We start from the raw sequence: 14,227 nt of genomic DNA, 5'->3' as shown, positions 1-14,227 counted from the left end.
TCAAGATAAACTAATACTGAGATTATCTAACTGTCTGGGATATGTCCATGTCTGAAGCCGATCTCCCCCTGAATCAATCCCCCGATGAAGCAGCCATCCCAGAGTATGAAGCTGGTGTGGCGCAGCCGCTGACCCACATTTCCCACACAGGGGATGATGATTGGGAAACGGTGAATTTTCCTGATGCGATCGCTATTGATCAAATTCCTCTGGTTACAGAATCCCCAGAAAATGCCTCTGTTAGGGCGGAAGGAACAGCGCCCCAGATAGCTACTGGCGGGATTAATGAGCTTGAGGGTAGTGCGGAAACTCCTCTGATTAAAGCACTTCACGCTTGTAACCGGGATTTAATCGATCGCATTGCTGAACTGTCCGAACAACTGGAAGATTGTCATCAACAGTTAAGGGAACACAAAAGTAATTCTGATCAACAATTGCAGGAACTAGATTTTACCCGCGCACAGGTGAATCGTCTGTTCAAAAAGCTAGATGTTGCTAACCGGGTGATTCGACAACAGCAAGTTTTGGTAGAGAACCTGACTGAACAGTGGGATACGAGTCAAACTCGCATGGCTCAGATGGAAAGAGAATGTGCAATGACCCGTCAAGGTTACAATGAACAGTCCCACGAATTAGTCAGGGTTCAAAATACCTGCCGTGAGTTGCGATCGCGTTTACAACGCCAACAACGCTACACTCTTGAGTTTAAGGCGGCTTTGGATATGATGAAGGAAATTCGCCAATCTGCTGTAAGCCCAAATCCTGAGTTAATCGTTGATTCACCCTCGCCAGAGGTCAATTGTACTGATGATGAGGTATCATCGCCATCCTTTGTGATTGATTCCCAGACCATGAATTTATCTAAGGCTTCACCTGTTCAACCTTGGTCTGCTCAATTCGCACAACAAGGGTCATCGGTAGAGGAGTCAGACGAATTAACAACACCTACCCAAGGTGATGATAACCCTACCCCAGTTATGCCGCCCTTACTATCAACTAAGGAGGGTTTAGGATCTCAGGGAGAATCACCAAAGTCCGATGTTTCCGATTCCGAGGCGATCGCACCCCCACCCTCTACAGAGATATCTATTGAGTCAATTGTTCCGCCGGGTGAACCCGTGCTGGAAGAGTGGCCGAAACCTCGATTGGTAGATGAGGAACTACAGCGTATCCGCTTGGAATATGCCGCACCAGAGCCAGTAGAGGAATCAGTGGCTAACCCTCAACTAGCCGGGGTGGGGTCTGGACCAAACGGGGATAATTGGCCGGCACCTTTAATCTATCCCCAGCATCGCCGGAAGTTGGAGTCTTGGTCTGCTATTCAATTACCGACTTTCCCAAATAAGAAGGTTGAGGAAGCCGTGGAATTTTGAGTGATCGGGTCCGGTGCTGTAGCTGCTTCCAGGGTTGCTATGTGTGATATACTGATCGCCATTTGCTATTGATAAATAGTCAGTGCGAGACGTTTAGGAGTGAAATAAGGCTGCAATGCCTGAAATAACCTCCTAGAGGGAAAATTAGACCTTCAACCAGTCTAACCCCTTAACTGTATATATGTCCCGACGTTTAGTGAGTTGTTGCACTAAGCAAGGCAGGGAACTCAAGGTCAATCCCATTTTAAGAAATCACAAAATACCGTCCAAGTATACTTAGGAGGAGTATTTCAACCCACTTGGGGTGATTATGGGAAAGAGTAAAGGCGATAGCCACCCCCAGTTTCAGAAATCACAAATCTGGGATTGAAGCGGGGAACGGAAGGCGTGAGGGAAAACCCATTCCCAAAATCCGACCACTGCCAACCATCCATGATTAGGGAAACCGAATGTCTGGCTTGAACCATCGTAATATCGAGGTAGCGAAATAGGTTGACACGCTGTGTTCAAAAGAACAAGGGGAAAAGAAGAGGACTTGACTAGCCATCTTCACAGACCTTTAAAAGTACCCCGGTGGATAGGACAAATCTAAAGATGGAATGCCCATATATACGGAACGTTGAAACCCCTGTTAGGCTCTCCATATAAGAAAGTGAGCAATATTACTCACTGGAGTAGTGAAAAGTGTAAGCGTATGCCCATAAGGGGAAAGGATGTGACTGAAAGCTAATGCCTAACTGTAATGGTTGGGATATGCCCACTAGTCACGGTGTGGATATAGAGACTGCGATGATGTAAGAGTGCTTACGACCGTGAGCGAGTTTAAAGACTACGTGGTGTATATAGCTCCTAAAGTTGAAGTCATAAAGCAGGGGGTAGTAACCCTGTTCCTACTGACAAAATAGGGTATCCACATCAGGAGCCGTGTGATGTGAAAGTATCAAGCACGGTTTTGAATGGGAGTTGGGAAAGGTGACTTTCCTTTCGACCCCTACCAATTGTCATCCGGTGGTGAGGAGTAGATCATGAAAAAGTGGCAATTGTTGACCATAACTGGTTTGGCGATGGTCGGGAGTATTCTGTCCGTTGGGTCGGCTTCTGCTCATCATCATCATTATATTGATGAGTGCAATACATTTCCGCCCCATAGACCCCATCCACAACCTAGACATGATCAGCCAACTAGATACCATGACCCCCACCCACACCATGATCCTCACCCGGTACAATACCATCGACCTCGCCGCCATCGACCTGCTCATGAGTATCCTTATACTCTGCGACCTGTGATCAACTACCAGGATTTTTATAGAAATCCCGATCTAAACCCACCCATTATCGAACCGCCTCCTCTAATGGATATGCAATCAATGGTCGATGTGAATTCGGAACGAGCATTTATAGTTTTAATTGTGTTGATTTTTTTGGGAATTTGGGGGCCGATTTTTAAACCCAAGAAAGACAGTAAATAATCCATAACATATAGGGGGGATTAATTGGAATTTGACCAACTATTTGCCACTATTGAACAGTTAGTGATGTGTCACTCTCCTAGTGGCGACGAGTCCGAAATAGATGGCTTCCTGCTCGATCGCTTTTCGGATTTGGGGGTGAAGGTGTGGAAAGACCAGGCGGAAAATGTCATCGCTGAAATACCTGGTCAAAATCCTGATGTGGCGATCGCTATTACCGGACATAAAGATGAGATAGGCGCTATTGTTAATAATATTGAACCTAACGGACGGGTCAGGATTCGGAAATTAGGGGGATCTTTTCCTTGGGTTTATGGTGAGGGAGTCGTAGACCTACGGGGAGATAATCAGACAATTTCAGGCATTCTTAGCTTTGGTTCCCGCCATATTTCCCATGAGTCCCCCCAAAAGTCTTTTCAGACTGAGAAGGCGTTAACCTGGGAGGATGCTTGGGTAGAAACTCTGCGATCGCCACAGGATTTACAAGCAGCCGGGGTGCATCCTGGTACTCGTGTAGTAGTAGGAAAACATCGCAAAAAACCTTTCCGCATGGGGGACTATATCGCTAGTTATACCCTCGACAATAAAGCCTCTTTGGCGATTTTATTAGAGTTGGCTAAACAGATTAAAAATCCTCCGGTAACCGTCTATTTGGTAGCCTCTGCTAAGGAAGAAGTGGGGGCGATCGGCGCTTTATATTTTACTAATCGCACCCGTCTGGATGCCTTAATTGCTTTAGAAATTTGTCCCCTAGCGCCAGAATATCCCATAGAATCTGGTGAGAAACCCGTGCTATTATCTCAAGATGGTTATGGCATTTATGATGAGGGGTTAAATGCTGAATTACGGAAAGCATCTCAGCGAGTAAATGTATCGATTCAATCGGCAATTATTCGGGGGTTTGGTAGTGATGCTTCTATTGCTATGAAGTTTGGGCATATTTCTAGGGCGGCTTGTTTGAGTTTTCCTACCCAAAATACTCATGGATTTGAGATTGCTCATTTAGGGGCAATTTCTCATTGCACTAGCATTTTGTTGAGTTATTGTCAAGGGTTATAATTTCCTGGATTTACAGGTCTTTATGGGATTTACAGCCATTTACAGCCATTTATGGGGTTAAACTAGAATCAGATTCAATCATGGAATTGGTGACAGATTCAGTGTAATGTGCAGTGATATGAAACCCCAAAGTTATAGCCAGCGACACAATCAGATAGCCTATCAAAAATAAAATGGCTACTTGATCAGCGGATTGTGAAGATTTGTTAAGCATAAAAGTTCATATTAAACTCTGTATTTATTATGATATCGAGTTACACTGCTAATCAATTCACCTGATGGGGTAATTTATTAGGTGATGGTTGCCAGATTTTTGCTATAATAGCTCTAATGGTGTCCGATGCGTTAGGAGGGCTGCATACTTGAAAAATAGGCAGATTTTCAGGATCAAGTTGCTTACTCTCACTTCGGCAATTTTCCTGTTGACTCCTGGGTTGTCTAGTAGAGCTGTGGAGACTAGACCTACTCTCCCTGATGCTAATTGTCGGTGTGATCTGAACGATCGCTTTGACCCTCAAGCTAAAATGCCACGGGGAATTTATCAGGGTCAGTGTATCAATTCCTGTCACCAGCGATCGCTGCGACGTTTATCTGCTGCTGAGGCGGCTGAATATGGTATCGAACCCGAGGCGATCGCTGTAGCTAATGTCAGTCACCAAAATCAGTTTTGGGTCGCTAAAATTCTCCCCAACTCCGTAGCCGAAGTTATCTATCAACTGGAATATCCCTTTCCCGCCTCCCATGCTCAACTAAGATTCCGTTTTTCTCCCGGTTCCGAGGTGGTGTTAATTCCTCAAATTCCCGGTTCTCCCCAGTCCCCCGTGCAGCTAAAAGACCTGATTTTTTCGGTGGAAGCTGTAGCCGTGGTGGGGGGTAACTTTGATTTGGTGGCGGGTTTCTTTGATAATTTTGCGATCGCCTATCGTTTGGTTTCTTTGGAGTCCAGAGTTCAACGGATGATTATTCAAGACGGTCATAAAGTTCAACAAATTCAATTAAACTTAACCCCCACACAAAGAAATCAGTTACTTTTAAATGCTATAACCAAAAGCCACCAAGCTGGGTTAACTCAAATGTATAATAGCCTGAGTAGAAATTGTACTACCGAAGTCTTTAGAATCATTGACCAAACCATTGGCTATCAGAGAGATCCTCATTCAGAAGAGGAACTTTTGATTAATGCACCGACCGGAGAAAAGATATCCATTTTATTGGCTAATGGCTCATTAGATCAAAAGGCGATTAATCAGTTTTTGGCTGATAGTTTAGATGACACTAAGTTAGAATTTTTGCAGGAACATATCCCCAATATTTCCCCCAACGCTTTGCAACGTCGAGGGATTAAAGGAATGGCGATCGCTGATTTGAATGATGAGTTAAAAAACACTGGTGGTGGCGGGATGATTTGGTAGTATTAGCAGTCATTAACTACCCAGTTTTTTAGGGTAAATTATCATGGTGAAAAAACGGCTATTTCTGTATTCAACAATGGTGGCAACTTTAGTTATAGCCACCGGAATTCGTCAACCATCTTCAGCCAATGTACCCCTGATCAGTTCTCCCGAGTTTGAGTCCCTATGTAGGTCGGGAAATAGAGAATGCGAAATGATTGGGAAAGCCTCTCACTTCACCACCCAGTTAATCTACGAGTTATTTCAGGCGGAGAACACTGGAAATCAAGCCGCTAGACAGCAGGCGATCGCCAATATAGCCGCACTATATGAAACTGAACCTGATGCTATCAAAGTAGTCAATACCCGATTAAGATTATCGGATTTCTTTCTGGTATAAAAAGACCAGCATCTGGGTGGCTATGCTGTTTTTTTAAGCCGGGGAGAGTTGCTCCCTGGTGGTATGGAAAAAGTATCATTTGTAATTGGGTTTAAAGGTCTTTATCCTAGCTTAGAAGACCCCAACGATATCGCTGTCGCTGTCTCTGCTTTACCCGAACATCTTTATCCTGGTGCTGGTGCGTTAATTCATCAAGGGTTCCGTGATTATTCCGGTTCTGTGTTTAATCATCAAATTTCCCAAGAGATGATCAAGGATATTCTAGACCTTCAAAATAACCCGAAAACTGATGTGGAAATTGTCGTCACCGGACACAGTTTAGGTGGGTCGAGTATTCTCTATGCGGCGATGTTAGTTGATGCGGGGGTTAATCCTGAAAATTTAAAAGTTATAGTTTTTGGATCTGGACCTGTAGCACAAGCTAATTTTATTAGTCAATATCCCGATTTGATCCCTAATATTATCCGCATTGAAACTCCGGGGGATATGCTACTTTATGATGATGATTCTCCCATGAAACCTATCTATCGGGCTTTAGGTTATGTTCCCTTTGGAAGATTAATTAAAGCTACAGGAAGCGATCGCCTTAATCAACTTAACCAACAGTTTGCGATTCTCCAACAACAACAGCAGATTTCTCCATCCCCAGATTTTGATACCAAACGCCTTAACTTGCTACAACAAATCCTACAGGAAAGAATAGCGATTCATGTTTATAGTTATCGGTATTATTATCAGATTTATCGGCATCATCAAGGCGGTGGTGGTAGCTTGTGGTAAATGCCACTAATCATAACTTTTGGGGAGCTAATTTAAGCTAAAAAAGCCAAGGCTTTGTTTGTCGTTTTTGCCTTATGTAAGGCAGATTCCATGCGTTCTAAACAGGCATTCATGTGTTCATTATGATGCACTTGAGTAAAACCTATTCTGGCAGAACAGGTAATTACCGCATCATCTAAGTGAATTTCGCGACTTTTAAAGGCTTGCCAAATACGTTTGAGCGCAATTTTTGCCCCTGGTGGGTCCGAGAAAATCACCATCACAAATTGATTATTACCCCAGTAGGCTACCCAGTCGCATTCGCGTAGGTGATCCTGAATTTCTTGGATGAGTTCCATTAACACCTGATCAGTTTTCTGATATCCCTGTTGTTGGAGACACAGATCTAAACCCTCCATCCCCATTAGTGCCAAGGATACGGGTAGGCTGTGACGTTTAGCAATGCCTAAACACTGGTTAATGCGATTTTTGACTGCTCTAGGTTCACTGACACAACAAAAACAATCTTTGCTGTTCAGATATTCAGAGTCCTGTAACTCTGGCTGTGTAGGAATTTGAGAGTAAGAATTTATCTCATCTAGTGGCAAAGTTACCCACTCCTTACTCGAGGCATATATCATTTATATCATGTATTGATTAGCCTTGACTACCGCGATCGCATGACATTTACGCAACTGTCCATAACCTGGGGTCAACTCCACCCCCAGACCTCTACCTAAACGGGGGTTATAGAACACAAAGACACTGGTAGTGATGTGTAAGTCGTGATAGTATCACCTACGATCGCCACATTTGAGAGTTTTAATCCTACAGTAAAAACATAGACAAGCACAGACATCAGTATCTGACTAATCACCTTAGCAACAGGGGTTATATCTATGTTAACACACAATCAACGAAGCGATCGCACCTGTAAACAGCAGCCTAAAATTATAGTCCCATCTGAACAACAATTTTTAGCAGAATTATTAGATCGTCTATGTAAACAGGTCAATCATCTCGAAAGTATATCTGAAATTTAACCACATTTAATTAGGTAAATTACCATGCAATATCCAATTTTGTCTTTGCCAGAATCCGGCACAATTCGCGAAAATATCGGACAACCAACCCTCTATATTTTCACTGCTAACAAAGCAGAAAAAGTCACACTAATTGTTTGGGCGGGAACTTTGCAAGCTGAACTTTATAGCCCTTCCGGTCGCGAATTAGCCTTTGTATCTTCGGGTCGTTGGCAGGGAAATATGCCGGAAACTGGAATATATCGGGTGATGATTTATCCACGCATTGAGTCTACCAATTGTGCTATTGAGGTTCAAATTGAACGACCATCACCAGAACCCAAACCAGAACCCGAACTAGAAGATAAAGATAATTCTAACGATACTATAAACCAAAAATTATCTAAGTATCGTTCTTTACCAGATCGCCCTATTGTAATTCGTTCAGGGGAATATAACGGGTCTGTGGGGTTCACATTATCGGCGCGCAGTATTCAACCCCTAACTATTCGTTGTCGCCAGGGTCAAATGATGAAAGTGACAGGGTTTGGAGTCGAATTAGCGATCGCCGGTCCTCATGGCAAGATTTTAGAGACAGGAACCCAAAACATTTCTACCCGGCTACCAGAAAATGGAGTTTATCGGATACTGGCTATTGGTGGGGAATTACCCCTAGATACATTAGTTTCTGTGGATGTTCGCTAATTGCCAATTTGCTGGAATTGTGACAATTTTAAAACCCGGTTTTTGGTGGAATAGGGCTAATTTTAGGGCAGACCATAACCGGGAATAACTCTTTAATATCAGGTTAATTTTCCCAGTTTCCATAAATAATAAATTAGCGGGCATTATCGCCCGCTTTCACTACTTTAAGTAAGGTAATATTTAATCAGGTTGGAGAGTCGCAAATAACCCCGATTCCGGTGCCGAGTGGGGAGAGCGATCGCTGACAATTTTCTGAGGTTTTATCAGTCCATACATTGCTGGGTTAATCTTATCAAAAATAGCCCCTAACTGTCAATAGAGTATAATAGCTGTCCATGTTCAATAACGTACTTTAATGGGATTTTGGGATTGTTAATATCTTTTCCACCTTTACTGTACCACTGTTCTTCCCACTTCCTATAAAAATATTCTAAGTCTGAGGATGTAAGTTTATAAATATACAACAAGTTGATTCCCCGGTATACTGCAAAGATCCAGTCTACTTGTCTATATTTATCAATTATGCGCGGGTTAATGTGGTGATGAGTAGAAAAACTCTTAGTTAGAGCGATATTAACTGACTTGAGTTCAAATTCATTACCATCAGCATCTTTAGCATCATTCCCCTCCCTTCCAGGTATTATTTGTAATCCAGTTACCAAAATTACCTGTAAAAGTTTACCTCCATTATCTTGAAAAATATCATTAATTCCGTGTTTAGTAGCTAGTGCTTGATACTGCTGAATATATGGAAATAACTCGTCAAGAATAGCTTTGTCTGGATGAGATTTCATAGTTACTATTCCCTCAGAAGTTCAGTAATTTCAACATCAAGCGCCTTAGCTAGACGTTCCATATTGTCAATTGACACATTACGTTCCCCACGTTCCACAGAGCCTACATAGGTTCTATGTAAACCTGCTATATCAGCTAGGTTTTCCTGGGAAAGTCCTCGCATTTTACGAATTTGCTTTAATCTTTTAGCAAAAATATTTCTAGCACTAGATGGCATATTCTGATAGCTGACATATCCTATATAATATAGGTAGTGATGACCATACATCTACAGACTATAAGTAGCATAATTAATAAATCATGACCACAGAACAGATTAAATTTCCACTAGATCTCACAAAAATCAATAGCAAACCCAGTTATTATACTGGTCTGGGGGCTGCATTCTGTGGGGATTCTTTGCAATTGTTAAATCAGCTTCCTGATCAGAGCATTAACCTAGTCTTAACCAGTCCACCTTTTGCACTACAAAGACAAAAAGAATATGGAAATAAAACCCAGAGCGAATATATTGAATGGTTAGCCCAATTTGCCAGAGTTGTCTATCAAAAGTTGAAAGATGATGGCAGCTTTGTTTTAGATTTAGGTGGTGCTTATGAAAAGGGAAAACCTGTTAGAAGTTTGTATAATTTTAGGGTTCCTATTTATTTTTGCGATCGCATTGGTTTTTTCCTGGCTGAAGATTTTTATTGGTTTAATCCTTCCAAGTTACCAAGTCCTATAGAATGGGTTAACAAACGCAAGATTAGGGTCAAAGATTCAATCAATACAGTTTGGTGGTTTAGTAAGTCGGAATTTCCCAAATCCGATGTAACTAAAGTATTGACTGATTATAGCCCCAGAATGCAAAAACTGCTGGCTGATCCTGACAAGTTTTATAATGCCAAAAAGCGCCCATCTGGACATGATATTAGCAAATCCTTTGCTAAAAATAACGGCGGTGCAATTCCTTGTAATCTCTTGCAAATTCCTAATACAGATTCCAATAGCCAATATCTCAGGGGATGTAAAGCCTTGGGATTAAAAGCTCATCCTGCACGTTTTCCCAGTCAACTGCCTAAGTTTTTTATTCAACTTTTAACAGACCCCGGAGATATAGTCGTTGATATATTTTCTGGTTCTAATACCACGGGATTTGTGGCTGAACAGGAATGCCGCCATTGGTTGGCTTTTGAGACAGATTTAGAATATGTGGCGACTTCTTCGTTACGCTTTATGGAAGACAAGATTAATCAGCAGGATTTAAGTTTACTGCATCAAAAAGTTATGTTAGGTGAATCAGTCCCCCTTCTTCCTCATTCCCGGCAATTACAGCTTTTTTAATATCAGTTTACCCATCATATATCAGTATATATAGGATTGACCCGATTAACTCATAAAATAGCGGGCATTATCGCCCGCTTTCACTACTTTAAGTAAGGTAATATTTAATCAGGTTGGAGAGTCGCAAATAACCCCGACTCCGGTGCCGAGTGGGGAGAGCGATCGCCATTAGCCAAAGCCTTCACCTCCACAGTAACATTAGTAGCAGATGGTTGATTTAATGCCTTAATACAGAGTTCCGCAATATCCTCTCGACTGACTTTCCCCTTAATAGTATCTCCTTGGTCGAACATCAAAGCCTCGCCGCCAGGTTCTTCCGTCATAGCACAGGGGCGAATAATCGTATAGGGAATATTACTCGATCGCACTACATTTTCCCCTCGCAATTTCCAGGTTAAAATACCTCCCAATTGGTCATTCATTCGCACCGCCGGAGGTTCTTCGTCTAAATTTAATCCTGGTTTTCCCGGACGAGTGACACCCGCAGAACTCACCATCACCAGGCGAGGTTTAGCCGCATTTCCGTAGGCTTTAATCGATTCAATTTGCAGTTGAAACATACCCGCTTCAAACTTAGGGTTTAACTCCCCATCATATTCAAACTTACTCAGCATCAATTGAAACGCATAGACCGATTTTGAGTTAAACCCGGGATTATCTTTAAGGGTTTTGGCACGAAACACAGGAATCAATTGTTCAAAAGGAATCCTGATAGTCATGGGAATATTATAAACCGTATCAAAGGAATAGCAATAACCAATACTATCCCACTTTTCATCACAGCGGGCAATAAACTTATAACGCTTGCCATCTCCTTTCACCCGCAGTTCAATTCCCGCAAACTCCGATAAATCTAAAGGCGGTTCAAAATTCCGAGTTCTGACAGAGACAAACCCCCCAGAATTAGCCGTCGAAACATTGCCCGTAAATAAAGCAGCATCCCCAATTAGTCGCAGGGAACTTTCACTAACTCCCCCCATCACCACATCATCTAAAGCCCCCCAAGTCGCCTTTAGTTCAGCGTCTGGCTTGGTAAAATCAAACAGAATTTTTTGACCAGAATTTCGCAAGGTATTAGGGGTAGCATTAATCAGATTTTGAATGCCTTTATATTCCACCAATTCGGGAATATCAACCACCTCCGGCATATAAAATTTAACCCCTTGATAGTATTTTTCGCGGGTGGGGGTATCCCCTTCTACGGGTTGGACTCGGGTTCCTGAACAACAAATAATTGCCGTCACGTCCTGCATGACTTGGGGGGTAAGGGTTTCGGGGATGGTTAAATCAGCCTCCATGATATCAACCTTATTTCCCAGCATTTCTAGTCCCCGTTTCCGGTCTCGAACCAAGGCCCTTACTTTGATACCCTGTTGCTGGAGGCGTTTAACCACCCGCTTACCTACTCCCCCCGTCGCACCGACCACTAGGACGACTTCAGAGGGGGGACTCGGTGGCTTGGCTTCCCCCCCAAATAGCTTCTGTAGCCACCGACAACTACCTAGAAACGGAATTACGCCAAAATAGTTGAGGGTTTTTACAAACCGATTGATGTCCCAAGGTGCTTTTTTATTTTCTGTAGCCATATCTGTCCTTCAGGTGTTGCTGTTTACTATATTAAGATATGTTACAGAATCTAGGGGGTCGGTGATTACCCGTTCTCTGGCGGTGGGTATTTGTGCTAAGGTGTGGGTTAGACGGATAGCATGATATTCATTCTATGGAAAACATTGATTGGGAAACTGCGATCGCAGCGGGATTAGCTGGGATAATTTTTTTAGGTGCGATGCTGATGATGTTCACGAATTTTTGGACAACAGCCCTACGGAAAAAAGATGATTAAATTTTGGCAAAGATTCAGTATTTCCTGGGAAAACTCAGCTACACTTTAGGAAATTCTACCATTATAAAACACCATGATTTTAGATGTCAATAGTATCGCCGAATTTTCCCGCGCTAATTGTGGGATGATTTGCGCCTTCTTAGTCCCCATGAATTTAATCGCGACTCTGCAAACGATGATTTTTACAGCGGTGGGACGTTCTCAGCAGCAAATGTTATTGATGGTGGGATTTGCCAGTTTATATGCTGGGGTTCTAGTGGCTCATGTTTGGACTTGGTTTGCGATCGGTGTGGTGATGGCTCCCACATTTATTCTGTTATTTTTGGCCGCGGTTTGTGTGAGCATTAATATTTGGGCGATCGCTAAACCCACCCATATATCTCGCCTAATTCAATTAGTGATTTCCCTGGGCAAAAATACCCTACAACCGAACACCTAAGCCTCATCAATATGGTAGTAGCTTAGGGGTGGCTGCCATCGCCTTTTGGTGTCACCAACAACAGCAATTATAGCCCAGTTTCCCGCAACCGGGTTATAGTAGAGCCATGTCCGATGCTCAGGGATTGAATGCTAATTTCACCCGTTCATCGTGCCAAGTTTTGCAACCACTGGAGGAGATGGGCAATCAAATCGGGGTCGCTTTCTAGGAATTGCGGTAATCGGCACTCGGGGAGGCGTTGGGGGACAATCACCGCCATGGGGGGATGGCTAAAGCGGGCGAGTTTATTGAGTACCGCGATATCAAAGCCTTGGGGGGGTGGGTCGGTGGGTTCTTCGTAGAGGATGAGGGCAATTGGATGGTCGCTGAGGTCATCCTCGCAGTAGGCTTGTAATTCGGCAATGGTACGGGGTTTACCGTCGGGACTGGGGGGACATCCGGCTTTTTTCAAGGTGGTGTAGATTTGCAAGGCGGGGTTGCTGGGGTCGCTGAAGCGGCTGCCATCGATGCAAATGGCTTGGCAGTTGAGGGGGTGGGTTTGGATGGCTTGGTTGAGGATTTGGGGGACAAGGGCGAGGTTACACTGTTGAATAAAGGGGGTCGGGGTGGCGGCGAGATTGTGCCATGCTTGATAAAATTCGGGATAGGGGAGGTTTTCGGCACAGTCCCAGATGACTTCGTAGCATTTAGCGAATCGTTTAAAGTTGTCTCTGTAGGTTTCATCGCTGAGGCAGTCTTTTAAGGCGGAGACGACTCCTGCATATTGTTCAGGTGTGGTGAGGATTTTCCCTAAACTATCTGCCGCCTGAATACGGGTAAATTTATCCTCAGTAGTGCGGATAATTTCAAGCAATCCAGCGATCGCCTTGGGATTTCCTGGGTCGATTTTCCCTAAACTATCTGCCGCCCACCTACGGCTATTTTCATTCTCAGTAGTGCGGATAATTTCAAGCAATACAGCGATCGCCAAGGGTCTAATGGTTTGTGGTATCACCTCTCTCGCCGCTTCTTTGATGGGGTCTAAAAAGGTTCGCCATTCCTGTTTTTCAGTATTGAAATAACCAAACCCCCACTTCACCACCTGCCGCACCATCTCGGTAGCCAGAGAACAAGCCTTAAATTGATTAATCCCAGCAGCAGCCAGCAAATAGGCTTGATCTCCATAAAAATCTCTGACCCCACCCTTAAATTCAACCAACGCCCGAATAAACTCCTCCTTCTTCTGGGCCTTAATATCCTTACGCCCCAACCAACACAAAATCACCTGCTTCCACTGCTGCTCAAAAATCCGATACCGCATCCCCGCCACCGGAAAATTAACATGATTCCGAGGCATAAAATAATCCCAATCCTCCACCGTCAAGGCTGCAAAATACTCCTGAAACGTCGCATGATAAAAGGCAAAAATACTACTATCGCCGCGTCCATCTCTGCCCACCCGATTTAACCAACCCAACCGCAACACCAAATCAGCCCACGAAGTCTTACAGCTTGTTCGATATTTAATTAGTACAGTAACCGCATTTAGTAAACCAGTTCTTAAACGTATTTCTATCAGCATTAGAGCCAGTTTAATTAACTGTTCTAGTGCTTCCATTGCTCGTGTTGGAAACATTCTGACCACTGACTTAACCGTTGACCACAAC

The 14,227-nt window shown here is 43.4% G+C and carries 17 protein-coding genes; 11 read left to right on the top strand and 6 right to left on the bottom strand.

The genetic code is table 11. The features are described 5' to 3' along the window. The first annotated feature begins 47 nt into the window (after positions 1-47). Positions 48-1,373: a hypothetical protein gene (locus tag HFV01_RS04775; RefSeq protein ID WP_006623983.1), complete on the top strand. Its 1,326-nt coding sequence runs from the start codon at positions 48-50 to the stop codon at positions 1,371-1,373. 308 nt (positions 1,374-1,681) lie between these two features. On the opposite strand, the gene HFV01_RS04770 is transcribed toward HFV01_RS04775, so the two are convergent. Then, a complete protein-coding gene (locus HFV01_RS04770; RefSeq protein ID WP_006622681.1) occupies positions 1,682-1,840 on the bottom strand; it encodes a hypothetical protein in 159 nt (52 codons plus the stop codon). 558 nt (positions 1,841-2,398) lie between these two features. On the opposite strand from HFV01_RS04770, the gene HFV01_RS04765 reads away from it, so the two are divergent. The 5 genes from HFV01_RS04765 (at position 2,399) to HFV01_RS30185 (ending at position 6,475) form a co-directional block, all read left to right on the top strand. Then, positions 2,399-2,845, top strand: a complete 447-nt coding sequence (locus tag HFV01_RS04765) for a hypothetical protein (RefSeq protein WP_006623982.1) — start codon at positions 2,399-2,401, stop codon at positions 2,843-2,845. A gap of 24 nt (positions 2,846-2,869) precedes the next feature. Further along, entirely contained in the window at positions 2,870-3,904 is a 1,035-nt protein-coding gene (locus tag HFV01_RS04760; RefSeq protein ID WP_006623981.1) for a M42 family metallopeptidase, read from the top strand. 449 nt (positions 3,905-4,353) lie between these two features. Next, positions 4,354-5,316, top strand: a complete 963-nt coding sequence (locus tag HFV01_RS04755; RefSeq protein ID WP_318286168.1) for a lipoprotein N-acyltransferase Lnb domain-containing protein — start codon at positions 4,354-4,356, stop codon at positions 5,314-5,316. A 76-nt stretch (positions 5,317-5,392) separates the two neighbouring features. Next, on the top strand, positions 5,393-5,695 hold the full coding sequence (locus HFV01_RS30190; protein WP_318286167.1) for a hypothetical protein: 303 nt from the start codon (positions 5,393-5,395) through the stop codon (positions 5,693-5,695). Between the two features lie 63 nt (positions 5,696-5,758). Then, on the top strand, positions 5,759-6,475 hold the full coding sequence (locus HFV01_RS30185; protein WP_318286166.1) for a lipase family protein: 717 nt from the start codon (positions 5,759-5,761) through the stop codon (positions 6,473-6,475). Between the two features lie 32 nt (positions 6,476-6,507). Here HFV01_RS30185 and HFV01_RS04745 read toward each other — a convergent pair whose 3' ends face one another. Beyond that, the gene (locus HFV01_RS04745) at positions 6,508-7,062 is read right to left on the bottom strand and encodes a GGDEF domain-containing protein (protein ID WP_231296334.1); all 555 of its coding nucleotides are present in this window, start codon (positions 7,060-7,062) and stop codon (positions 6,508-6,510) included. Between the two features lie 291 nt (positions 7,063-7,353). Between HFV01_RS04745 and HFV01_RS04740 the strand changes: the two genes are divergently transcribed. Both HFV01_RS04740 and HFV01_RS04735 read left to right on the top strand, forming a co-directional pair. Further along, positions 7,354-7,497, top strand: a complete 144-nt coding sequence (locus HFV01_RS04740) for a hypothetical protein (protein ID WP_006623975.1) — start codon at positions 7,354-7,356, stop codon at positions 7,495-7,497. Positions 7,498-7,521: 24 nt separating this feature from the next. Then, positions 7,522-8,181, top strand: a complete 660-nt coding sequence (locus HFV01_RS04735; RefSeq protein ID WP_006623974.1) for a hypothetical protein — start codon at positions 7,522-7,524, stop codon at positions 8,179-8,181. 305 nt (positions 8,182-8,486) lie between these two features. On the opposite strand, the gene HFV01_RS04730 is transcribed toward HFV01_RS04735, so the two are convergent. Beyond that, a complete protein-coding gene (locus HFV01_RS04730; RefSeq protein WP_006623972.1) occupies positions 8,487-8,975 on the bottom strand; it encodes a PDDEXK family nuclease in 489 nt (162 codons plus the stop codon). A gap of 5 nt (positions 8,976-8,980) precedes the next feature. Beyond that, positions 8,981-9,193, bottom strand: a complete 213-nt coding sequence (locus tag HFV01_RS04725) for a helix-turn-helix domain-containing protein (RefSeq protein ID WP_006623971.1) — start codon at positions 9,191-9,193, stop codon at positions 8,981-8,983. 83 nt (positions 9,194-9,276) lie between these two features. Here HFV01_RS04725 and HFV01_RS04720 point away from each other — a divergent pair, with 83 nt between their 5' ends. Next, positions 9,277-10,299, top strand: a complete 1,023-nt coding sequence (locus HFV01_RS04720) for a DNA-methyltransferase (protein ID WP_006623970.1) — start codon at positions 9,277-9,279, stop codon at positions 10,297-10,299. Between the two features lie 104 nt (positions 10,300-10,403). On the opposite strand, the gene HFV01_RS04715 is transcribed toward HFV01_RS04720, so the two are convergent. Further along, positions 10,404-11,885 carry a CIA30 family protein gene (locus HFV01_RS04715; RefSeq protein ID WP_006623969.1) on the bottom strand — a complete coding sequence of 494 codons (1,482 nt, stop codon included), beginning with the start codon at positions 11,883-11,885 and terminating at the stop codon, positions 10,404-10,406. Positions 11,886-12,019: 134 nt separating this feature from the next. On the opposite strand from HFV01_RS04715, the gene HFV01_RS30180 reads away from it, so the two are divergent. Together HFV01_RS30180 and HFV01_RS04710 are read left to right on the top strand one after the other, a co-directional pair. Next, positions 12,020-12,142 carry a Z-ring associated ZapG family protein gene (locus HFV01_RS30180; RefSeq protein ID WP_006623967.1) on the top strand — a complete coding sequence of 41 codons (123 nt, stop codon included), beginning with the start codon at positions 12,020-12,022 and terminating at the stop codon, positions 12,140-12,142. A gap of 73 nt (positions 12,143-12,215) precedes the next feature. Continuing rightward, positions 12,216-12,581, top strand: coding sequence for a hypothetical protein (locus HFV01_RS04710; RefSeq protein WP_006623966.1), 366 nt, complete (start codon positions 12,216-12,218; stop codon positions 12,579-12,581). Positions 12,582-12,726: 145 nt separating this feature from the next. On the opposite strand, the gene HFV01_RS04705 is transcribed toward HFV01_RS04710, so the two are convergent. After that, the gene (locus tag HFV01_RS04705; RefSeq protein ID WP_318286164.1) at positions 12,727-14,178 is read right to left on the bottom strand and encodes an NACHT C-terminal alpha/beta 1 domain-containing protein; all 1,452 of its coding nucleotides are present in this window, start codon (positions 14,176-14,178) and stop codon (positions 12,727-12,729) included. Positions 14,179-14,227: the final 49 nt, after the last annotated feature.

Source organism: Limnospira fusiformis SAG 85.79, assembly GCF_012516315.1.
Taxonomy (GTDB): domain Bacteria; phylum Cyanobacteriota; class Cyanobacteriia; order Cyanobacteriales; family Microcoleaceae; genus Limnospira; species Limnospira fusiformis.
This window is presented reverse-complemented; position numbering and strand designations above follow the sequence as displayed.

Bases quoted from the DNA above. Each gene is read 5' to 3' on its own strand.
- HFV01_RS04775 (WP_006623983.1), top strand. From the start codon at position 48: ATGTCTGAAGCCGATCTCCCCCTGAATCAATCCCCCGATGAAGCAGCC.
- HFV01_RS04770 (WP_006622681.1), bottom strand. From the start codon at position 1,840: ATGGTTCAAGCCAGACATTCGGTTTCCCTAATCATGGATGGTTGGCAG.
- HFV01_RS04765 (WP_006623982.1), top strand. From the start codon at position 2,399: ATGAAAAAGTGGCAATTGTTGACCATAACTGGTTTGGCGATGGTCGGG.
- HFV01_RS30190 (WP_318286167.1), top strand. From the start codon at position 5,393: ATGGTGGCAACTTTAGTTATAGCCACCGGAATTCGTCAACCATCTTCA.
- HFV01_RS30185 (WP_318286166.1), top strand. From the start codon at position 5,759: ATGGAAAAAGTATCATTTGTAATTGGGTTTAAAGGTCTTTATCCTAGC.
- HFV01_RS04740 (WP_006623975.1), top strand. From the start codon at position 7,354: ATGTTAACACACAATCAACGAAGCGATCGCACCTGTAAACAGCAGCCT.
- HFV01_RS04735 (WP_006623974.1), top strand. From the start codon at position 7,522: ATGCAATATCCAATTTTGTCTTTGCCAGAATCCGGCACAATTCGCGAA.
- HFV01_RS04730 (WP_006623972.1), bottom strand. From the start codon at position 8,975: ATGAAATCTCATCCAGACAAAGCTATTCTTGACGAGTTATTTCCATAT.
- HFV01_RS04725 (WP_006623971.1), bottom strand. From the start codon at position 9,193: ATGCCATCTAGTGCTAGAAATATTTTTGCTAAAAGATTAAAGCAAATT.
- HFV01_RS04720 (WP_006623970.1), top strand. From the start codon at position 9,277: ATGACCACAGAACAGATTAAATTTCCACTAGATCTCACAAAAATCAAT.
- HFV01_RS04715 (WP_006623969.1), bottom strand. From the start codon at position 11,885: ATGGCTACAGAAAATAAAAAAGCACCTTGGGACATCAATCGGTTTGTA.
- HFV01_RS30180 (WP_006623967.1), top strand. From the start codon at position 12,020: ATGGAAAACATTGATTGGGAAACTGCGATCGCAGCGGGATTAGCTGGG.
- HFV01_RS04710 (WP_006623966.1), top strand. From the start codon at position 12,216: ATGATTTTAGATGTCAATAGTATCGCCGAATTTTCCCGCGCTAATTGT.
- HFV01_RS04705 (WP_318286164.1), bottom strand. From the start codon at position 14,178: ATGGAAGCACTAGAACAGTTAATTAAACTGGCTCTAATGCTGATAGAA.